13 protein-coding genes are annotated in these 21470 nt (G+C 54.4%); 6 read left to right on the top strand and 7 right to left on the bottom strand.

The features are described 5' to 3' along the window. Positions 1-15: 15 nt before the first annotated feature. The 3 genes from BOC67_RS01900 to BOC67_RS01890 all read right to left on the bottom strand — a co-directional run bounded on the left by BOC67_RS01900 (position 16) and on the right by BOC67_RS01890 (position 5600). The gene (locus BOC67_RS01900; protein WP_291906656.1) at positions 16-3573 is read right to left on the bottom strand and encodes a TonB-dependent receptor; all 3558 of its coding nucleotides are present in this window, start codon (positions 3571-3573) and stop codon (positions 16-18) included. Between the two features lie 207 nt (positions 3574-3780). Beyond that, positions 3781-4917 carry a FecR family protein gene (locus tag BOC67_RS01895; protein ID WP_291906655.1) on the bottom strand — a complete coding sequence of 379 codons (1137 nt, stop codon included), beginning with the start codon at positions 4915-4917 and terminating at the stop codon, positions 3781-3783. 161 nt (positions 4918-5078) lie between these two features. Beyond that, positions 5079-5600, bottom strand: coding sequence for a sigma-70 family RNA polymerase sigma factor (locus BOC67_RS01890; protein ID WP_291906654.1), 522 nt, complete (start codon positions 5598-5600; stop codon positions 5079-5081). 229 nt (positions 5601-5829) lie between these two features. Here BOC67_RS01890 and BOC67_RS01885 point away from each other — a divergent pair, with 229 nt between their 5' ends. The 5 genes from BOC67_RS01885 (at position 5830) to BOC67_RS01865 (ending at position 15557) form a co-directional block, all read left to right on the top strand. Beyond that, positions 5830-6105, top strand: a complete 276-nt coding sequence (locus BOC67_RS01885) for a UBP-type zinc finger domain-containing protein (RefSeq protein ID WP_291906653.1) — start codon at positions 5830-5832, stop codon at positions 6103-6105. A gap of 119 nt (positions 6106-6224) precedes the next feature. Beyond that, on the top strand, positions 6225-8030 hold the full coding sequence (recD, locus tag BOC67_RS01880; protein ID WP_291906651.1) for an exodeoxyribonuclease V subunit alpha: 1806 nt from the start codon (positions 6225-6227) through the stop codon (positions 8028-8030). Positions 8031-8054: 24 nt separating this feature from the next. Then, on the top strand, positions 8055-11249 hold the full coding sequence (gene recC, locus BOC67_RS01875; RefSeq protein WP_291906649.1) for an exodeoxyribonuclease V subunit gamma: 3195 nt from the start codon (positions 8055-8057) through the stop codon (positions 11247-11249). A gap of 3 nt (positions 11250-11252) precedes the next feature. Beyond that, complete coding sequence (gene recB, locus BOC67_RS01870) at positions 11253-14669, top strand: exodeoxyribonuclease V subunit beta (protein WP_291906647.1); 3417 nt, start codon at positions 11253-11255, stop codon at positions 14667-14669. A 90-nt stretch (positions 14670-14759) separates the two neighbouring features. Further along, positions 14760-15557, top strand: coding sequence for an SDR family NAD(P)-dependent oxidoreductase (locus BOC67_RS01865; protein ID WP_291906646.1), 798 nt, complete (start codon positions 14760-14762; stop codon positions 15555-15557). 66 nt (positions 15558-15623) lie between these two features. Here the strand turns inward: BOC67_RS01865 and BOC67_RS01860 are convergent, their stop codons facing one another. Both BOC67_RS01860 and BOC67_RS01855 read right to left on the bottom strand, forming a co-directional pair. Further along, a complete protein-coding gene (locus tag BOC67_RS01860; protein WP_291906645.1) occupies positions 15624-16073 on the bottom strand; it encodes a MarR family winged helix-turn-helix transcriptional regulator in 450 nt (149 codons plus the stop codon). Positions 16074-16086: 13 nt separating this feature from the next. Further along, the gene (locus BOC67_RS01855; protein ID WP_291906644.1) at positions 16087-16587 is read right to left on the bottom strand and encodes a GNAT family N-acetyltransferase; all 501 of its coding nucleotides are present in this window, start codon (positions 16585-16587) and stop codon (positions 16087-16089) included. Positions 16588-16837: 250 nt separating this feature from the next. Here BOC67_RS01855 and BOC67_RS01850 point away from each other — a divergent pair, with 250 nt between their 5' ends. Further along, the gene (locus BOC67_RS01850; protein ID WP_291906643.1) at positions 16838-18718 is read left to right on the top strand and encodes a 7TM diverse intracellular signaling domain-containing protein; all 1881 of its coding nucleotides are present in this window, start codon (positions 16838-16840) and stop codon (positions 18716-18718) included. On the opposite strand, the gene BOC67_RS01845 is transcribed toward BOC67_RS01850, so the two are convergent. Further along, positions 18719-19600, bottom strand: coding sequence for an omptin family outer membrane protease (locus BOC67_RS01845; protein ID WP_291906642.1), 882 nt, complete (start codon positions 19598-19600; stop codon positions 18719-18721). It lies immediately after the preceding gene. 51 nt (positions 19601-19651) lie between these two features. Beyond that, complete coding sequence (locus BOC67_RS01840; RefSeq protein ID WP_291906641.1) at positions 19652-21466, bottom strand: glycoside hydrolase family 30 beta sandwich domain-containing protein; 1815 nt, start codon at positions 21464-21466, stop codon at positions 19652-19654. Positions 21467-21470: the final 4 nt, after the last annotated feature.

Genomic DNA, 21470 nt, shown 5'->3' with positions numbered 1-21470 from the left:
TCTGACTGATTTTAATTAGAAACCAAAACGGAGGCCTACGGTGTATTGGCGCACCGTTGGATAGGTGCCTACGTCGCTACTGCCGTTGATAAGGCTGTATGGATTATTGCTCACTTCAGGATCCGGTCCCGGATATTTGGTGATGCAGAACAGGTTGGCGCCGGACACGTAGGCGGAAGCGTGCTGGATGCGCATCCTTTTCGTTAATGCCGCCGGCAGTGTGTACGTCAGCGTTACTGATTTCAGCTTCAGGTAAGAGGCATCGTACACGTTGTTGCTGGCGGTGTAGTACACGCTGTTTTCCCCGAGGATAACCCGTGGCCTGTCGCTACCCGGGTTTTCAGGCGTCCAGCGGTCCAGTATGCGCACGCCTTTGTTTGTACGCCCGCTGATGTAGGAGTTCTGGATATCCGCCAGGTAGAGGATCTCCCCGCCGTAGGAAAAAGTCAGCAGGGTGATGAGGCTGAAATTTTTGTAGTTGAAGGTATTGGTAAAGCCCCCGAAGAATTTAGGCTGTGCATGGCCGATGACGTTTTCCGTATAATAGCCGGTGCTGTCCAGTTTGTACATCGGATCCCCGATGTTCATATAGCGGGCGAAGTATGGCGCCAGCGCAAAGTCCCGTTTATAGTCCTCCAGTTCCTTTTGCGTGTGGATAATGCCGGCAAACTCCTTACCGTAGATCAGGCCCAGTGGTTCGTTTTTCCGCACGATACTGTTACCGAGGTAGTACTGCGCGGTGGCAGGGTCTGAGTTGGGATCGGTGAAGTCGCTGCTGATATCTTTTACCAGGGAGCGGTTGCCGGAAATATTCAGCGCGCCGCTCCACTGGAATTGTTTGTGGCGGATGAAATCCCCCCGGAGGTCCAGTTCCAGGCCACGGTTACGGATGGTGGCCAGGTTGGTGATCACCGTCGTATAAGAGGAGCTGGGAGGCAGGCTGGTAGTGAGTAACAGGCCGGTGGTCAGTTTTTCGTAGTAACCGAACACGCCTCTGAGCCGGTTTTTAAAGAAGGCGAAATCCAGCCCCAGGTCTTTTTGCAGGGTGGATTCCCAGCGGATCTTTTCGTTACCCAGCTGCGTAGGTACGAGGGCGTTACTGCCCGCATAGGCTTGCGGCGTGTAGAGGGTGTAGAACATATAATCGCCGAAATTCTGCGTACCGGTATAACCTGCGCTCATACGGAGCTTCAGCTCATTGACCCAGGAGGCGCGTTTCATGAAGTTTTCATCCGAAATACGCCAGGCCACACCGCCGGAAGGGAAGTAACCCACGCGGTTGTTTGCCGGGAATTTGGAGCTTGCATCCGAGCGGCCGGTGAAAGTGAACAGGTATTTATCGTACAGCGCGTAGTTGGCGCGGAGGTAGAAACTGAGCAGTGCGTTTTGCCCGGAAACGCCGGTGGCAGGCAGGGTAACTGCCGCGGAAGAAAGGTTGTTCAGGTATTTATCATCCGGGAAGCCCTGGCCGCTGGCGGAGAAGGAGTTGAACCGGTACTTCTGCCAGGAGGTACCGCCGACTACCGTGAGGCGGTGGTGATCATTGAATTGCTTTTCCCAGGTGAGGGTGTTTTCGTAGAAGAGGTTCACCTCGTCCGACTGGCTCTGGGAGGCCGTGCCGCCGTTGGAGCTGCCGACGCCGTTGGGCGAGGCGATGACAGCGGTGCTGGGCACGTAGTTCAGCTGGTGGTAGTTGTTATAGTTAACCGAGAGGATGCTCCTGTATTTCAGGGAAGGCAGTATCTCGTATTCCGCGGCGAGGGAACCGAGCAGCATAGCGGTTTTCGCTTCGTTGATACCATCCAGCAGGACCAGCGGGTTTTGATAGCCTTCGTAATCGTAGCCGCCGATGGTAGAGGCCAGGAAGCGGTACACGGAGCCATCCGGATTATAGGCCGGCAAGGTGGGCGGCGCGTAGAGGGCCTGGGCATACATCCCGTTGGTGATTTTGTTTTTGGTGAAGCCGTAGTCGAGGTTGGTCATTACCCGGAACTTGCGGGTGATATCATTGTCGAGGCTGATTTTGCCTGAGATGCGGTTAAAGTCCGTGCCTTTTACGGTACCATTCTGTTTCGTATAGGCGAGAGAGGTATAGTACCGGGAGCTGGATCCGCCGCCTCTTACGGAGACATCCGCGTTGTGCAGTATGCCTGTTTGCAGCACTTCGCCCAACCAGTCGGTATTGGCTGTACCGAGGAAGTTGGGGTTATTGAGAATGTTGGCGGCTGTTGCGTTAGGCGCCTGGCCGGCGGCGGCGCGGGCGTCGTTCAGGTTTTTTGCCGCTTCCTTCATGATCATGCGGTATTGGTCCGCATTGAGCAGCTTTTCCTTCACGGGTTTGCTGAAGCCGGTGTAATAGTTAACATCCAGCACGGGCTTTTGATCCAGTTTACCTTTTTTGGTGGTAATGATGATGACGCCGTTGGCGGCTTTGGAGCCGTAGATAGCGGTGGCGGAAGCGTCTTTGAGGATGTCGATGGATTCGATATCGGAGATATTGAGGCCGGCCAGGCTATTGAGTCCGCGTGCAAAGGAGCCGCCGACCGTGGAGTTGGGATCATCGCTACCGAAGCGTTCTACCGGGTTCACTACTTCCGCCTGGTTTTGAATATAGCGGTTTTGGATGGTGACCTGTACTCCATCGATGATATAGAGCGGATCGTTGCCGCCGATGAGGGAGGTACCGCCGCGGATGCGTATTTTGGCTACGCCGCCGGGGGAGCCATCCGCCTGGGTTACCTGTACCCCTGCGGCTTTTCCGGCCAGGGCCTGGTCGAGGCTGGCGAAAGGCACGTCCTTCACTTCGTTTACATCTACGGAGGCTACGGAGCCGGTGAGGTCCTTCCGTTTGGTGCTGCCGTAGCCTACTACCACGTACTGGTCCAGTTCACCTGCTTTTGGCTGGAGGACGATCAGCAGGTTGCTGGTGCTGGTAACGCTGACCGTCTGCGTTTCGTACCCGATGCAGGACACGATCAGGATGGCGCCGTTGCCGGCTTCCTTTACGGTGAACTGCCCGTTCTTGTCCGTGATGGCGGCTTTGCGGGAACCCTTTACCTGTATGGAAATCCCGGGTAGGGGTTGGCCTTTGTCGTCCGTCACTTTCCCCGTCACATCCGGCAGCGGGGCGGCAGGTTGCGGCAGGATGGCCGGCGCCGTTGGTTGCGCCGGTATATCCCGGGAAATAACCACGGTATTTCCCTGCACGGCAAAATGCAGCGGTTTGGGCAGCATTTGTTGCAAAGCTGTTTTGATGGGTACGCCGGAGAGCTGAGCTGTTACCGGCGCAATGCCCTGGAGGTCCTGCGTGCGGTAGAAAAACACGAAGCCGGTTTGTTCCTTGATCAACGTCAGCACCTGTGGCAACGGCATGTTTTTACAGGAAATGGTTACCTGCTGCGAAACACCTGTGGCACTGAGGTGCAAGGCAAAAATGGTCGGCAGGATCGTTGTGAGTTTCATGATTCTATCGATTTTGGTTGCCAGCGCGCGCTCCCGATGGTTGGCGGCGCAGCAGGCGGGCAGTGATAGCCGGGCGCGCAAAGGCCTGCTGCAATAAGCGATTAATTGCATACATTTGTATGGTTTGGTTGACGATACTCCTGTTCCCGGTTATGGCCGGGAAAGGATTTTTCCTACAAGGGTTAACCGAACTAAACCTGGTGTGGACGGCAAATCTTAACGCCAGGTTTTTTTATGGATAAATGGTATGCCCGATCCGGCTGAACAGGTGATCAGTCGGTCAGATAGCTGGTAGTAGCTGTAAGCTTAAAGGATCTTTTACTCCGGTGTTACAGTAATCGTTTTACCTCCGTTAGTTATACTCATATGAATCCGCGTTGTTCTCATCAGCTCCGCCACCTGTTGCAGGGTGAGCGTTCTTGACATTTCCCCGGTGAAGGTACCTTCCGGTATACCTTCCTGATACATGATATCTACGTTATACCACCTGGCAAGTTCCCGCATTACGGCTGGTACATCGGCATCCTTAAAGGAGAAGAGGCCGTTTTTCCAGGCGATGGCTGCGTTTACGTCCGCATGGCGGATCAGCTGCAGGTCCGTAGCGGTGACCAGGGCTTGCTGCCCCGGCAGCAGGTGATGCGCATTATTTTTTCCCCTGACCAGTACGGCGCCCTGCAGCAGCGTGGTGCTGGTAAATTTTTCATCTTCATAAGCATTTACATTAAATCGAGTTCCAAGTACCAATATATCTGCGTTGTTGGCGGTCACGGTAAATGTTTTTTCCGGCATGGCGGCTACTTCAAAATAGGCTTCCCCTGTGATGGTCACTTTCCTGTCCCTGCCGGTGAAGGCGGTAGGGTAAGTGATAGAGGAGGCGGCATTGAGCCAGACGTTGGTACCATCCGGCAGCACGAGGCGGAACTGGCCGCCGCGTGGCGTTTTCAGCGTATTGTACTTTACCGTGGCGGCGGTGGTACTTTGCTGCTGGTACGACAATGTGCCGGCGGAGCGGGACACGACGGTGTTGCCCTGGCGGGACAATACGCCCTGGTGCGCGCTGTCCAGCGGCAGCTCCGTACCGTCTTCCAGGACGAGTACTGCCGTGTTGCCCGTTTTTGCCTTGGCAATGGCGGGCGGTTGGCGGGTGGTATTTTTCCAGAGCAGCCACCCTCCTGCTACCGCGCCGATGATCACCGCTGCGGCAGCCACCCGGATGAAGTTGCGGCGCATGGTATGGATTCGTGTAGCCGTGCCCGTGCCGGTAGCAGCGTGCAGCCTTTGCAGCATGCGGGCCTCGAGGGAGGCCTCGTCCTCATGCGGGGCGGCGTGCAGGATGGCTGTCAGTTCCTCTTCGCTGTAGGCGTTGTACCATTGCAGCAGAGCGTTCTTTTCAGCATCGCTGGCTGTACCGTCCAGGTATTTCCCGGACAGGATCACTAATTCATTTGTTTCCATACGTGCGGATAACTTTTACAGGTGATTAATAGTATAGTACCGGGAGTTGGGGGTTCCCCTACCTTCCGGTTAAAAAATTTTTTTCAGGGGAGAAAGGAAAGCAGGTGCAGGTAATGTTTCAGCTGTAACCGCAGGCGTTGGAGCGCTTTGGTAATGTGCTTTTAAACGGCCTTTTCCGAAATCTGCAGTTCCCGGGAAATTTCCTTATTGGAAAGGCCTTTGTTACGGCTGTAGTCAAATACCAGGCGGCATTTTTCCGGCAGTTGTTTCAATTGCTCCTGCATGGATTGCTGGAGGAAGCGTACGGCCGCTGCCTCATCTTCCGCGCGGAGGAGGCTTTCAGGCAATTCTGCGGTATCGAGGGTTTGCCGGGATTTGGCCAGCTGACGGATGGCGGCATAGCGGGTAGCTACGGCCAGGTAAGGCCCGAGGGCATCGATGAGGGTGTGATGGCGGCGTTGCCAGAGGCCGGAAAATACGTCCTGCACTACATCTTCGGCCATTTCGCGGGAAGGCAGCCGGTGCAGGGCAAGGGTAAACAGGCGCTTCCAGTAACGGTAGTAGATTTCCGTAAACGCTGCATGTTCGTCCTGCTTCAGCATCAGAACCAGCTCACTATCACTGTATTGATTATAGTCGGACATCAGGCGCCATCTGAGTTTATCGGTCAAGCAAGGAAGCATACACGCTGGTTGGTACGTGACAGCTGTTGGTGGAACTAATATACAAACTTTTTTTTCGAAGCGGATTTTTTTAGCGGCGAGGCGGCGCCATTGCAAAGGGTTTACCGGGGAAAAGCGCCACCAGGCGGCATGGGAGCGATGGCAGCGAGTTTCGTAAGCATTTCCAACAAAACGGGAAGGTTATACGTTGAAACAATATCATCTCCCCTAAAAAAAAAAAATTAAAACTATGGCTGAAGACGAAGTTTGCCAGCACATCCGGGCAATCAAGGAACTGAAAACCGCGGACAAATATGAATGCGCGGAATGTGTGAAAACCGGCAGCAGCTGGGTACACCTGCGGACCTGCCAGACCTGCGGGGTGACGCTTTGCTGCGATCAATCGCCCCACAGGCATATGACGGCGCATTTTCATGCGACGGACCACCCGGTGGTGATTTCTGCGGAGCCGGGCGAGCAGTGGCTGTATTGTTATAAGGACGACGCGTTTGCGGAGTATGGTTGAGGGATATTTTTTTACCTGCCCGTAAAAAGTTAATTTGCCAGGTATTTCCTGGCTGAGAATGCACTGCCCCTCAACGCGGCTGGTAAAGGCGGGAGCTGATTTCCCGAAGGGTATAAAATATGCGAAATTTAATCACCATCAACGACGTTCATCAGCAGTTTGCTGATTACTTTGAGAATCCGGAATTGAAACCTTTTTTGTACCTGCTGTCCAAAAAACTCAGTGAAGGCCACATCTGCCTGGACCTGACCCATCTGCGGGCGGAGGAGGAACAGTTACCTGAATATTACAGCCTTCGCGAAACCGGGCCTGCGGCGCTGGCGCATCAACCGCTGGTAGGCTCTCCCACCTCGCTCAACAAACCGTTTATCCTCCACGGGGACAAGCTCTATATGCAACGGTATTACCTGTACGAAACCGCGCTGCTACGGTATATCCGGCAGCTGATGCTGTCGGAAAAATTATTGCTGGCAGAAAGGGCGGCCGCATTGCGGGAGCAGCGGGAATTGGTACAGCAGTTGTTTCCGCCGGCAACGGACCTGGCCCCCGGGGACGACCCGGTGGACTGGCAGCTGGCGGCGGCAGTTACCGGCATCCTGCATAATTTTACCATCATCACGGGCGGGCCGGGAACGGGCAAAACCACTACGGTGGCTAAGATCCTGGCAATCCTTTACGCCATTGACCCGGAGCAGCGCGTGGCACTGGCAGCCCCTACCGGGAAAGCTGCCGCGAGGATGGCGGAAAGTTTGCGCAACGCCGCTATTCCGAAAGATCCGCTACTGGCGGCTAAATTCAGGGAACTGGCCCCATCTACCATACACCGGTTGCTGAAGCCTGTAAAAGGCACGCCGTACTTCCGGCACAACGAGGAAAATCCGCTGAACTATGAGGTGATCATCGTGGATGAATGTTCCATGATCGACCTGGCGCTGTTCACCAAACTGCTGGCGGCGGTGCGCCCGCATACCCGCATCATCCTCCTCGGGGATAAAGACCAGCTGGCGTCCGTGGAAGCGGGCAGCCTATTCGGGGACCTTTGCGACGCGCAGGAAGCACTCAACTACTTCTCCCCGGAGCGGGCAGCGCTGATCAACGAATTTGCCGCGCCGGCGCAACGCGTCACTACCATCTCCCCCCGCGGCGCCCATCCCTTGTTCGAACATGTGGTGGAACTGCGAAGGAGCCGGCGCTTTACCGGCCATACCGGCATCGGTAAATTCAGTAAGGCGCTGATCCAGAACAATGCCGCCGTTATCAGGGAAATGATAGCGCCCGGCGCTGACGAGCAGGTGGTGATTGACACGGCATATTCGGAAAAACTTTTCGAAGACTTTATTGCCGGCTATGCGTCCTACATACAGGAGAAGGACACGCTGACGGCGCTACGAAAAATGAATGAACTGCGCGTGCTGGTGGCCATCCGCGACGGATCGCAAGGGTTGCCGGCGATTAACCGGCGCATTGAAAAATACCTCTCGGATAAAAAGCTGATCCACCTGACGTCCGCGTTTTATGAAAACCGCCCGTTGATGCTGACCCGTAACTATTACGAACATGGCCTCTTCAACGGGGATACGGGCATTATACGGCCGGATGAAAACGGCGTACTCATGGCCTGGTTTGAAGATGCGGACGGGCAGCTGATCAGCGTGTTCCCCGGTTACCTGACCCTTGCGGAAACCGCCTTCGCGATGACGATCCATAAAAGCCAGGGGTCCGAGTTCGGACAGGTGCTGGTGGTACTGCCAGTAACTGAAGTGCCGCTGCTGACGCGGGAGCTGGTGTACACGGCGGTGAGCCGCGCCAGGAATAAGGTGTACGTGCAAGGGAGTGAAAGTACGATCCTGGCGGCGGCGGAAAAATTTGTGGACAGGGGTTCGGGGGTGACGGACAGGATTGTGCAGGAGGTGGGGAATCAGTAAGCGGTCTTTAATTTAAAAAACACTATGGCATTATATCTGAAAGTTTCAAATGCGTTGAATAGTTTGGCCAAAGGGTTGATTGACGACCTGCAGCACGCCGGCAACGGCGTGTTTGACCCGCACTATATCGTTACCCAAACAGAGGGGATGAATAACTGGCTTAAGCTCCAACAAGCCTACCGGCAAGGGATTGCAGCCAACTCCCGCTTCCTGAAACCGAACGATCTGCTGTTTCATTTATACATGTGGCTGGGCGGGCCGAGTATGGAGGTGATGTCGTCCCAGAACCTGAGCTGGCTGCTATTTAAACTGCTGGGCGAAAAGGAATTCACCACCCGTTATCCGGAGGTGGCCAATTACTACCTGGATCACGGCGAAGAGAGCAACCTGAAAAAAATGGTGCTGGCGGAAAAAGTGGCGGACTTACTCGACCAATACCAGGTGTACCGCCCGGAAATGATCCAGGCGTGGAGCCAGGCGGACCCCGCCACCCTCCAAACGGAAGAATGGCAGGAATGGCTCTGGGCAAGGGTTAAGCAGCTCTCCGGGGATGCCCTGCCGGATAAAACACTCATCGGCAATTATATCCTTGACGTACTGGGGCTGCCGGAAAAACAGGCGGTGTTAAAAGCCAGGATACCGGCCGTGCATATCTTCGGCCTCTCCATCCTCACGGCTTATCACATTAAGATACTGCACGAACTCTCTGCCGTGATAGATGTGCATTTCCATATCCTTAACCCGGCGCCCGGCGTATTCTGGTTTGAGGAACGGAACGAAAAGCAGCTGGCGCGCTGGCGCGCCAAAGGGCTGCGGGAGCTGGAAGAGCAGGCTACCGTGGGTAACGCGCTGCTCACCGGCTGGGGCAAGGTGATACAAAACAGTTTCCGCCTCTTCTTTGCGTATGATAATTTCATCAACGCCTATGAGGAAACTGGCGTTATAGCGCCCCAACCCAACACCCTGCTGCGTAAAATCCAATACGATATTTTCACCAGCGCTACCGCCAACCGGCAGCCGCTATCCCTGCGGGATGTGCAGGATGGCTCCATTACCATCAACGCGTGCTATACGCCGGTACGGGAAGTGGAGGCCCTGTACAACTACCTGGTACACCTTTCGGACCAGCGCAAGGAACTGCTCTCCCCGCGGGACATTGTGGTGATGGTATCCGATATAGACGCTTATGCGCCCTATATCAAAGCGGTGTTTAACCACGCTCCCTATAAATTCCGCTATACCATTGCGGATGAAAGCTATAACGAGAACGATAATATTTTCAACGCGCTGCAGGCCGTGCTGACCATGGACGAGGAAAACTTTACGGCGGAGACGGTGATGCAGCTCCTTGATTTTTCGTATATCCGGAACCGTTTTAACCTGCAGGACCCCGTGTATATACGCCCCATCATTGAAGCGGCCAATATCCGCTTTGGGATTGACGGCGCCCGGGAGGACCAGACGCATTACGTGAGCTGGAAATACGGCATACAGCGGATCATGTACGGCATTTGCATGAGCGGGGAGGCGGAGTACGGGCAGGACCTGGACAGCTTTTTCCCGCTGGACCTGGTGGAAGGGCGGGATGCGTATGATATCATCCGCTTCTGCCATTTTGCGAAGGTGCTGATCACGGCGATTGAGAGTCGCCGGCAGGCCCGCAGCATCACCGGGTGGGTAACCTATACGGAACAGGTGCTGCACAGCCTCATCTTTGAACAGCAGGATGAAACCGATGAGGACTACGCCTCCCTGATCAAACAACTGACAGATTTCAATATCCTGCATGAATACATGGAGGAAACGATTCCCTACAACGTATTTGTGCATAGCCTGCTGCACGTGATCAGCGGCGCTACCCGTACCAGCCTGTTTGCCAACGGCGGTATTACGTTCTGCTCCCTGATCCCGATGCGTTCCATTCCATTTAAGGTGGTAGCGCTGCTGGGGTTGAACCATGATAAATTCCCCAGGAAGGAAAATAAGTCCGGGTTCGACATTATGTCGAAACAACCGCAGCGGGGCGACCGTAACATCCGGGAAAACGACAAGCATCTTTTCCTGGAAACGATTATTTCCGCACAGGAATACCTGTACATCAGCTACGTTGGGCGCAGCGTGAAGGATAATACGAGCATCCCTCCTTCCGCCCTCGTAGACGAGCTGCTGGATTACATTGAATCCGGCGCGCAGGATACCACGGGGGCCATTCGCAAGGCCATGGTTACCCTGCAGCCATTGCAGGAATTCAGCCGTAAGTATAACCAGCCGGGAACGGGCTTATACAGTTACCTGAACCGGAATGCGGGGGCGGGCTATCCTTTCATCAATCCGCATAAAAAGGTAGAAATGCCGCTGATGGAGGATTTCACCCTGGATATGCTCATCAGCTTTTTCAAAAATCCATTCAAGGCATACTACAACCGGGTGCTGGGCATCTACCTGAACGATGACCCCATCCTGCTGCATGAAACGGAGATTTTCAGCCTGGACCACCTGCAGCAATGGAGCCTGAAAAACGCGCTGCTGCCGGCGCAGGACGTTGCTACGACGCAGGCCACGCTGGTGAAAAAAGGAAAGCTCCCGCTCAGCAACATGGCGTTTGTAGCCATCAGGCAGGTGGAAGATACGGTGCATCCCGTGCGTACGCTGCATGCCTCCTGCACGGCCGGCAAGGAAGCGGTGCGGCTCGATTTTGACCTGCTGGTGGACGACGTGGTGATGAAGTGCAGCATTGATGAGGTGTATGAGGGCTGCCTGGTCAGGGTGTCCTGGTCGAAGAACGAGGCGCGTAACCTGATAGACGCCTACATCACTTACCTGGCGGGCGTTGCAGCCGGGGAACTGCATGGCATGCTGTTTATCTCCGGCAGCGCGAAAGAAAAGGTGTTTGCAGCTACGCCCATTTCAAGGGAAACTGCGTTTGCCCGTTTACGTGAGTTGCTGGCATTGTACCAGCAGGGTATGAAAGAGATACTCCCCTTCTACCCCGAGTTCAACATGGAGCCTAAAAAGATTGAAAAAATAGACAGTAAAACTTTTGCCAAACTCGTGCAGGACAACCTGGACCCTTCCAGGCGCAGCAACAGCGACAGGTATGTGATGAATGAATATGAAAACGGCTACTTCGAACAGGAAGGCCTGGCGGAAAGGTATAAGCAGCTGTGCGAGCGGCTGGTAAGACCATTGGCAGAAATTTTCCCGGATTATTATAACTAAAAAATGAGTATAGGGAGATATCAAAACTTCGAGGTGAATACGGTGCCGATGGAGGGCAGTAACCTGATCGAGGCCAGTGCCGGAACAGGTAAAACCTACTCTATCGGCATATTGGTACTGAGACTGGTGTTGGAAAAACAGCTCTCCGTGAAGGAGATCCTGATGGTGACCTTTACCAAAGCCGCTGTAGCGGAGCTGAAGGAGCGCATCCGCAAATTCCTGCGGCAGGCGTACCAGGTTAGCTTTGGGTATCCCGTGGAGAATGAGGACATCATTGAACTTGTACTGGCTGCCGGCGAAAGGACGGACCCGCAAAGCGTGAATAAACTATTGCGGGATGCCGTGTTGCTGCTGGATGAAATTTCCGTGTTAACCATCCATAGCTTTTGCCAGCAGATACTCAACGAATACGCCTTTGAAACCGACCAGCTGTTTGGCGCAGAAATGACGCCGGACACCTCTCCCATCGTTGAAAAAGAACTGAATAAATTCTGGCGCAAATATATCACTACGCTGCGGCCGGAGCTGCTGCATCTGATCTGGCAGGAGGATATGCGCAGCCGCATGCAAGCGGTGCTGGAACAGCATATGAGCGGTAAAAAGTACCTGGGCTACGAGGAAGGATACAACTACTTCATCAGCGCCGCCAGGCAGGAAGAGTGGCTGGCCGAACACCAGCTGCTGGCGGACAAGCTGGCCGCTATTACCGCACAAATGCATGATTACATCTGTACCCACACGGCGGAACTCACTACCCGTTGCAGCAAAAACAGCCATGCCAAAAAAGCTTTTGCGGAAGTGATCTCCATCCCGGAAGCGTTTGCAGATGCCATCAAGTCGAAAAAAAATTCGTCCAAACCGCCGGGCTACCTGGCAGAGTTATTCCCGGAGATACTGGAATACCTGGACCAGCAGGAAGCCGTGGAGGAAGAAATCCGCAAGCTGACAGCCGGCATTCACCACCGGCTTAACTGCTTTGCCATCAGCGTGGTGGCCGGCGGCGTTTATGGCTATATGACCCGGAATAATATCCTGGGGTATGACGACCTGATCACCAACCTCCACAACGCGCTGGTGAAGCGCGATAACCCCGGGCTGGTGGCTAAACTACAGGAGAAGTACAAAGCCGTGTTCATCGATGAGTTCCAGGATACGGACCGCCTGCAATATGAAATTTTTGACAGGGCTTTTGGTGAGCGTACCATCCTGTTTTACATCGGAGATCCGAAACAGAGTATTTACGCCTGGCGCAAAGCCGATATCTACACTTATTTCAGTGCGAGGAGCCGTGTGCAGCACCTCTATAACATGAACTATAACCGCCGCTCTTCGGAACCGCTGATCAGGGCCATGAACCAGTTTTTCATGCCTTCGCCGGGCTTCGATACGTTCCGCTTCAGCGGGGAGCAGGACAGCATTCAGTATATCCATGTGGACAGTCCGCCGGATAACAACAAAGGCCTGCTCTATCATGATGAACAGCCTGATGTGCCCATCACTATTTACGAAGGCAGCAACAAGCCTGAAATAGCGGCGGCCGTGGCGGCGCAGGCAGCCCGCCTGCTGATGGACCCGGGGTACCAGATCCGTACGCCGGACGGGAAGTCGCGCCAGATCAGCCCGGCGGACATCGGCATACTCGTACGCACGGGGAAAGAAGGCGCGGACGTGAAACAAAAGCTCGCCAAACTGGGCATCCCGGCAGTTTCCATAGACGAGCTGAAAATACTTTCTTCCCCGGAAGCCCTGGAGGTTTATTACCTGCTGGAAGCGATGGAAACGCCGGACCGGTCTACCATCAACAGGGCTTTATTATCGAACCTGACCGGCTTCAGCGTGGACGACATCCTTCACCTGGACGATGAGCTGGTGCTGGTTTGCTTTGGACGTTACCGGGAGCAGGCGGACCGCAACGGCGTGTACACAGCGCTGATGGCCTTCTTTGCCGACTTCGGCGTACGCAATAACCTCATGAAGGATAATAACGGGGAGCGCATCCTCACCAACCTGCTGCAGGTGACGGAGATCGTACACCAGGTGCAGAGCCGCCGGAACCTTTCCATGCGGGACCTCATCTCCTGGCTGAAACGCGGTATTGACGGCATGTACGTGGAGGGCGATGAATACACGCAGCGCATGGAGAGCGATGAGGAGGCGGTGAAGATTGTTACCATCCATAAGAGTAAAGGGCTGGCTTACAACATTGTGTTTGCTCCTTACCTGGATTTTAGCCAGAAGGACAACCAGGAGTTTGTGAGCTTCCGCGATCCCGTAACCGGCGACTATATCAGTACCGAAGGAGACCGGCAAACGGAGGAACAGCGCAATGCCTACCTGCAACAACAGGAGCAGGAAAACAGGCGGCTGATCTATGTGGCGATTACCAGGGCGGTGTATAAGTGTTACCTCTTCCGGAATACCTACTATAAGGAATCCTCCCTGACGGCATTTACCAACGAACTGATGACGTACGGCCGGGACACTACCCTGATTGCGTTTGCCACTGCTCTCCCGGAAAAACCGGAACAACATTACCGTAAATATAAACAGCAGGAATTGCCCCCGGTGGCCAAACAGGAAGTGGACTTTCACCTCAGGGAAGAGTACTGGCGCAAGCTCAGCTACACTATGCTGGCCGCAAAGCCGGAGCAGAAGCGGATCCCCCGGGGGGACGCCGCGTCGGAAGCCTATGATGAGTTTATCTTCAACACGCTGCGGCGTGGCGCAAAAACGGGTAACCTGCTTCACCTGATTTTTGAAAACATCAGCTTTTCCGACAGCAGCCGGTGGGAGCACTGGATACGGGTTGCCATTGAGAAATTCCTGCCGGGCCAGGAGGACACGTATTTGCCGATGTTGCTGCAGCTGGTGCAGCACGTGGTAAAAGCCCCGCTCCGTGCCGGCAGCAGCAGCTTCCAGTTATCGTCCGTATCCAAAGACCGGCGTATGGCTGAATTTGAATTTGACTTTCCTGTGCCGGTATTCCAGCTCAATGACCTGAATGATCTTTCAGAAGCGGGGCAAACGGTGAGCATCAAACGTTTTGCCGAGCTGGGAGGGCCGGAACTGGAAGGTATTATGAACGGGAAGATAGATCTCTTCTTTGAGCATGAAAACAAATATTATGTGCTGGACTGGAAGTCCAACTACCTGGGGGATCAGCTGAGCGATTACCAGCGGGATGCGCTGGAAGCGGAAATGAATTTGAACAACTATCACCTGCAATATTTGATCTATACCGTTGCCGTGAAAAAATACCTGGAATCGCGCCTGCCGGCATTTGACTATGAGCGGCAGTTTGGCGGGATTTTTTATTTGTTTATCAGGGGGGTGAGGAGTTATGCGGATAACGGGATATATTATACGAAGCCGCCGTTGAGGAAGATCCGGCAGTTGGAGGGGATTATTGCGAGGGGGTGAACTTCTCAGCAAAGCAATCTGACCTTTTCAACAAAGCTGCGTGCCGTGCTATAACAGACCTTTGCATTGTAAACCGTAAAATCAATTACAATGGACATGCAATTAAAAGGCAAACGCGCCCTGGTAACGGGTTCCAGCTCAGGTTTGGGAGAGGCGATCGCAAAAATGCTGGCTGCGGAAGGCGCAGCAGTGATCATTCATGGCCGCAACAGCGGGCGTGCCAGCGAGGTAGTAGCAGCCATCGTGCAGGCGGGCGGCAAAGCGGAGATGGCCATCGGGGACCTGGCTACGGATGCCGGCGCGGACGCGGTGGCAACCGCAGCGCTGCAATCAGGACCGATCGACATATTGGTGAACAATGCAGGGGTTACTTCCCATAAATCCTGGGGCGAGGCCAGCACGGCCGACTGGCTGGATATTTACAACAGCAACGTAGTGTCATACGTGCGGATGATACAAAGGATTGTTCCGCAGATGAAAGAGCTGGGTTGGGGCCGTGTGGTGCATATAGGCGGCGGACTTGCCATTCAGCCCATCCGGGAGCAGCCGCATTACAATGCCACGCTGGCAGCGCGACATAACCTCTCCGTATCCCTGGCCAGGCAGCTGAAGGAAACGGGAATTACCTCCAATATCGTGGCTCCCGGAGCCATCATTAACCCGATGGTAGAGGAATGGTTGGTTAACGCAGCGCCTAAATTCGGTTGGGGAACCGACCTGGAGGAAATTAAATATAAAGCGGTGCAGGAGCTGATCCCGAATGATACCGGCCGTTTTGGCGAGCCGGCGGAAATAGCGGCGGCGGTAACGTACCTGTGCAGCCGTTATGCCGATTATATCAGCGGCGCCACGCTACGCGTGGATGGCGGCACGATCCGCTCGCTGTAGCACCATGCAGGGAAGCGATCCTGCGCGGAAGGTGCAGCAAGCCCGGGGTTACACGCTCCGGGCTTTTTAGTCCAGCGCATGCGTATGCGCGGATAACAGTTGTTGTATCCCCTGCATATGCGCTACCAGCTGTAGCTGCTCCTCCCTGCTCAATGCGCGGATCAGGGTTTCCACCTGCTTATGCGAAGCGGCGTTTAATTCCCTGTAGCATTTTTCCCCTTTGGCCGTGAGGGATATCAGGGATACCCGGGCATCCTCCCGGGAAACGTGCCTGGAGATCAACCCGCTTTTCGCAAACTGCTTCAGGACATTACTCAGGTAGCCTTTGTCGATCCCTATTTCCGCGATTATCTGCGAAGCGCTCACCGGTCCGCGGTGATGTATTTCGTACAGGATGCGGGCTTCCACGAGGGAAAACGGGCTATCCAGCAGGTGATCGTCCAGGAGGCCGAGCAGGCGCGTGTAGTACCGGTTAAACGCCCTGAATTTATCGACGATGTGTTGTTGTACTTTCATGTGGAAGGATTTATCAGGGCAGGATGAGGTCGTACCGCCGCTCTGTTACCGGTTTATCAAAAGTATCCGACGTAGCTTCTTCCGTGAGGGTAAAACCAAACCGCGTATAGAGGGAGATGGCGGCTTCCTGCTCTTCGGTAGTCCAGAGGTAGGCATGGCGGACTCCCCTCTCCTTCATGAAGCGGACGAACTCCTGCACGAGGTGCTTGCCCAGCCCTATCCCGCGGTATTCCGGCAGGAAAATAAAATAGCGGAGCTGCAATTTATCCGCCCGGTGCTGGGCTACCAGCGAGCCGATGATGCGGTCCCCGTGCAGGCAGATCCAAACTTTATCCTGCCGGGGATCGTACTCCCGGGCAAAGTCCTTCAGGCCGTCCAGCACGTAGGTTTCAAAGTTAAGGCCATAGCCGCACTCCTTCTCGTAGAGCGTGCCATGGATGTAGGCGATATAGCCAAGGTCCCCGGGTTGTAAGGTGTTCCGGATGGTAATGGCCGATAGTTCCAGGTTTGACATAGCAAAAATAGCTTTCCGTTATTAGTTGAATATTTCAACTATCCATGGGTACAAAGTAAAATAATTTAGTTGTATTTTTCAACTATTTCTTATCAGTGGGCTGGCAGCGCCGGCATAGGGCAACCGGGCTAGCTGCCGATAGGCCGTTGAGGTATGCTGTCGCGGCCTTAGCTCTCTCCCCCAAAAAATCCTACTGGTAAAACTCAGCTACATTCCTTAAATTAGGTTGAGCTGTTATTCCACGTTATTCATGCATGTTCATTCTATTCCATGTTCCGGGAAACGATTCCGCCGATGGGTGCAATACGGCATCCTGCTGATCGCCTGCTGCTGCCCGCGCACGAGCCTTTGGGCGCAAAAGGCGGCGATTATCCGCGCCAATACGGCCGAGTATATTTTCACCCACCAGGAGATCAGCTGGCTGGAGGATGCTTCGGGGAAAATGAGTTTTGAAACGGCGAGGCAGCGGGATGCTGCGGGCGAATTCCGAATTAATGGGCGCTACTACCCGCAAAATACGCACACGGCCTCCGCCTATTGGTTTAAAGTATCCGTTACTGTTAGTGACACGCTGCCGCACCACGAGCGGCTGATCGAATTTTACGATCAGACTATTGACGACCTCACACTGTACGTGCCGGATGCCCGCGGCAAGTACACCGCAGCGCATGCAGGCGCGGGCAGGCCTTTTGCAGCGCGGCTCTTCAAACACAAGAACTTTGAATTCCTGCTGCCGGGCATGCCTCGCGGGACTTACGATTTTTACGTGCGGGTACAGTCTTTAAACGAAATTAATTTTATTATGGTGTACCGCAGTGTGGAGCGGTTTATCAATTATGCCCTGGCGGAGTATATTACTTTTGGCCTCTTCTACGGCATGATACTCGTGTTCTGCTTTTACAACCTGCTGATGTTGCTGGCCACGGGGCTGAGTCATTACCTCTGGTATGTGCTGTATATCGTGAGCGTGGGCGTGTATGAGATGAGTACGGACGGGATTGCGTTTCAGTTTATCTGGCCGGCGGCGCCGCAGCTGAACGTGTATATGTACGGGATTTGCCTGTACTGCATGAGCCTCTTTGCGCTGATCTTTGCGCGAACGCTGTTGCGGATGAAAAGGCAAAGTCCTCCGCTGTACAGGATCATCAACTGGATCATTGTTATCCGCACGCTGTATTTTCTCATTTGCCTGGCTTTCAAAAAAGAATGGTTTATTTATAAATTTCTTGATTTCATTCCGCTCGGCGCTGTATTTATCGCCGGCATCATCATCTGGCAGAAAGGGTTTAAGCCGGCGCGTTTTTTCGTACTGGCGTACGCGTTATTATTTGCCGGCGCTGTCGGCAAGCTGATCAACGTGCTGGGATTAGTGAGCGGCAACCTGGCGGTGGCGGCGCATTACAGCCTGGTGTTCGGGTTTGTGCTGGAGATGGTGCTTCTCTCCTTTTCCATCGGCGACCAGATACGGCTGTTGCGCAAAGAGAAGAAGCAGGCGCAGGACGATGCGATGTTCCATATGCAGCATCACCTGCAATTGCAGGCATCCGTCAACCAGCAGCTGGAAGAGCAGGTGGCGGCGCGCACCCGGCAGCTGGAGCTGCAAGCCCGCGAAATCTACGAACAGGCGCAGGAAATTGCCCGTATGAACCGGCTGCTGCAAAATGATAATGCGGCATTGAAAACAAATATTGAAAAAATTACGGACGCGCGCATCAGTTCCGCCGAGTTGACATTTGAGGAGTTTAGCCAGAAATACCCGGACCAGGAGCAGTGCTACCGCTTCCTGGCGGATTTGAAATGGAGTAACGGTTACCAGTGTAAGAAATGTAATTACAACAATTATAGCAAGGGCCGCAAGCCTTTCAGCAGGCGTTGCAACAAATGCGCGTATGAGGAATCGCCCCTGCAGGACACGATATTTGAAAACAACCGCATCCCCATCAACAAAGCGTTTTACATTGTGTACCTGGTGTTTACCACGAAAGGCAATATTTCCTCCTACCAGATTGCGGAGAAAACAGGCATGCGGCAAGGCACCTGCTGGGCTTATGCCGTACGCATCAGGCAACTTATGGAGCAAACGAAGCGGCATAAAAAAAGTACCTGGGCGGACCTGATCCGGAAGGAATGATCAAAACGCCCAGCTGCCGCCCGTCAGCGCTTTGCAGGCATGCGCGTAGGCGCCATTGAACCGGGCCGTTTGCACAGCGCCATTCGCGAGGTACAATTCATCCGAACCAGTGCCGGTTGCCGCATGGCGATACATGCCCGAGAGAAAAAGGGACAGGTGATGATTTAGCTGTAACGCAACTTTCAGGGAAGCGCCGAGGTCAAACCCATTGGCCTGTTGCCGAAAGCTGACGGGATGCTGAAAGGCATCGACCAGGTTCCAGTCCGCCGCAGCATGGAAACGCAGTTGGCTGTATTGCAGTTCTGCAGCGATATGCAGCCGCTTGCTGAAATGGTACGCGCCGGCTACGCCGCCTGTAACGCCCGACCAGCGGGTGTTGTAAGTACTGCGCAGGTTCTTTTGACCAGGCTGCGCTGCTGCATGATTGAGCAGCAATAGCTCCTCCCTGCGTTGGACATACCCCGCAAAACCGCCCAGGTCCAGCTTCTCCCGTTGGAGGAAGTGAAATCCCCCGAACAAACGGCAGGAAGATAGTGCCCCTTCGTCGCTATCCAGGCGGGCGTGATAGGTGGGTGAGCGCCGGTCGTTTGCGCCATAATCCGTATCCTCGGCATGGCCGGCAGTGATGCGGGATTTACTCATTTCTCCCGCTATGTACCAGCGTTTGCGGGGATGCCATTTTAAACCGCCCTGCCACAAGGGGCCGCGTAAGCCGCGCCATTTCAGCTCCGACAATACATTGATTGGTTCGTTGTTCGTTTTGCCCCCGATTGACCAGCTAAGGGCAGCCGCTTCGTAACCGCCGGAGAAGGTTGCCTCCACCTGTGCGATGGTACGAACAGCGTATAGGCATAACAGTGAGATTGCTATAAACAACTTCATGTGGAAATATAAGCGGTACCCACCATAGCCGCGGCGGGTACCGGATGAAGATTATTGGTTGACGCCGAAGGCCTCCCAGCCTGAGATGGAAGTACGGTTGCAGGTCATAGCCTGGGTACCGTTTTCCGAGCTGACATAGCGCCCGTTATTGCCCCGCAGGGAAATTTTCCCGTCTGCATTCACCACCCAGTCAAACTTTTCCCAATCGCCAATGGTAGCGCGGTTGCAGGTGATGGCCTGGGCGCCGTCTTCGGAGGATACGTATTTGCCCATGGCCTGCAGGGCGATCTTACCGCCGCCGGCATCCACTACTGTAAAGGTTTCCCAGCCGGATGCCGTAGCCCTGTTGCAATTCATGGCCTGGGTACCGTTCTCGCTGCTGACGTACATATTGTTAAAGCCTTTCAGGGTAATCTGCTGGCCGATAGGTGCGACGGAGGGGTTGCCGCTGCCGGCGCCGGACCATTTGAAGGTAGCCACTGCACCGCCGGGTAAGGAATAGGTAAACGACTGGCTGCCCCATTTTACTTTGAAGGAGACGCTGGCGCCGCTGTTGTTAAAGGCCAGCAAGACTTTCGAGCCATCGCTGTTTTTGAAAGCGGTGGTTTGAATGCTGCCGGAACTGTTGGAAGCAATGCGTAACGCTCCCGGCTGTACGAATTTGGAGACGTGCGCAATGATGTAATAGCCTACGCGGCGGGTGATGGCGCTACCGTCGATCGTAATGGCGCCGCGGGAAACGGTGCTGCCGCCGGGAGTATGCGGGCCGCCCTGGGAGTCGCTCGCGAGGTTCCATTCCAATACCGTTTTGGACCAATTGTTCACCGAGCCTATCACTACGTTCTGGATGTGCCAGGAGAGGTCGCCGGAGAAGCTGCCGGTAGTGGAAGTGTATTGTTCGGTAAAGTACACGTTTTTGTTGGTGGCGTTCTTTACGGTGGTCATCGCGGAAATATTGCCGGCATAGAGGTGAAACGCCGAACCGTCCACATAAGAGCTGTTGTTGGCTACGTAAATGGGGAATTCCGTATTGTCGCAATTATGATCGTAGCAGATGATCTTGCAGTTAAAGCCGGCGCCCCTGAGCTTTGGCCCCATGTAATCGTTGATCAGTCCCAGTTCGTTTTCCTTGCTGAGCGTCATGCTGGGCTCGTTGTAGGGGTTCAGCGGCTCGTTCTGCGGGGTCACCGCCCAGATTTCGATGCCCTGCGCGCGCATGGCGTTCATATAGTCCAGCCAGTACTGCCCGTAGCTTTCGTAGTTTTCCGCCTTGAGGGTGCCGCCTACAAAGGAGCCGTTGGTTTTCATCCACACGGGGGCGCTCCAGGGGGTGGCCAGTACTTTGATGGCGGGGTTGATGGCCAGGATCTTTTTCAGGATGGGGATGGTGTAGGTGAGGTCAGGCCCGGCGAGGCTGAAGGAGGCGCCGTCCCGGTAAGTGTAGGAATAATCGCTCAGGTCAGTAGCGCCCACGCCTATACGAATAACGGAAAGGCCAATGCCGCCCGTGGGGCTAAACAGTTCATTCAGCAAGGAGTTTTGCGCGGTGGCGGAGAGGTTGCTGATTAATTTCGCGCTGCCCTGGGTGAGGGTGAACCCGAAGCCGTCCATGCTTTGGTAGGTAGTAGCATCGTTGACGGTGATGGTGGTGCTGGCCGTGCCGGCGTCCGGGGCAAAGGTTACATTTCCCTGCTGCTGTAGCAACTGGCTTTGACTGCCGGTCGTCTGCCAGATGCTGACGGATTCGTTGGCCCTGGCGGTGGTGATCTCTCCCCCTTCCCCTGGTATATAGCTATTTTTCCTACAGGCAAAAAAGGCAATAGCGAGCAGGCTCACGGCTAGCAGCCGGAGATGGATCTTTTTCATAATG

Origin of the sequence: Chitinophaga sp. CB10, assembly GCA_001870995.2 — a bacterium.
Classification (GTDB): Bacteria; Bacteroidota; Bacteroidia; order Chitinophagales; family Chitinophagaceae; genus Chitinophaga.
This window is presented reverse-complemented; position numbering and strand designations above follow the sequence as displayed.

Excerpts from the sequence above, each read along its gene's own strand:
- BOC67_RS01890 (WP_291906654.1), bottom strand. The coding sequence starts at position 5,600 with ATGCTTCCTTGCTTGACCGATAAACTCAGATGGCGCCTGATGTCCGAC.
- BOC67_RS01895 (WP_291906655.1), bottom strand. The coding sequence starts at position 4,917 with ATGGAAACAAATGAATTAGTGATCCTGTCCGGGAAATACCTGGACGGT.
- recB (WP_291906647.1), top strand. The coding sequence starts at position 11,253 with ATGAGTATAGGGAGATATCAAAACTTCGAGGTGAATACGGTGCCGATG.
- BOC67_RS01865 (WP_291906646.1), top strand. The coding sequence starts at position 14,760 with ATGGACATGCAATTAAAAGGCAAACGCGCCCTGGTAACGGGTTCCAGC.
- BOC67_RS01845 (WP_291906642.1), bottom strand. The coding sequence starts at position 19,600 with ATGAAGTTGTTTATAGCAATCTCACTGTTATGCCTATACGCTGTTCGT.
- BOC67_RS01855 (WP_291906644.1), bottom strand. The coding sequence starts at position 16,587 with ATGTCAAACCTGGAACTATCGGCCATTACCATCCGGAACACCTTACAA.
- BOC67_RS01860 (WP_291906645.1), bottom strand. The coding sequence starts at position 16,073 with ATGAAAGTACAACAACACATCGTCGATAAATTCAGGGCGTTTAACCGG.
- recD (WP_291906651.1), top strand. The coding sequence starts at position 6,225 with ATGCGAAATTTAATCACCATCAACGACGTTCATCAGCAGTTTGCTGAT.
- BOC67_RS01850 (WP_291906643.1), top strand. The coding sequence starts at position 16,838 with ATGCATGTTCATTCTATTCCATGTTCCGGGAAACGATTCCGCCGATGG.
- BOC67_RS01840 (WP_291906641.1), bottom strand. The coding sequence starts at position 21,466 with ATGAAAAAGATCCATCTCCGGCTGCTAGCCGTGAGCCTGCTCGCTATT.
- BOC67_RS01900 (WP_291906656.1), bottom strand. The coding sequence starts at position 3,573 with ATGCAATTAATCGCTTATTGCAGCAGGCCTTTGCGCGCCCGGCTATCA.
- BOC67_RS01885 (WP_291906653.1), top strand. The coding sequence starts at position 5,830 with ATGGCTGAAGACGAAGTTTGCCAGCACATCCGGGCAATCAAGGAACTG.
- recC (WP_291906649.1), top strand. The coding sequence starts at position 8,055 with ATGGCATTATATCTGAAAGTTTCAAATGCGTTGAATAGTTTGGCCAAA.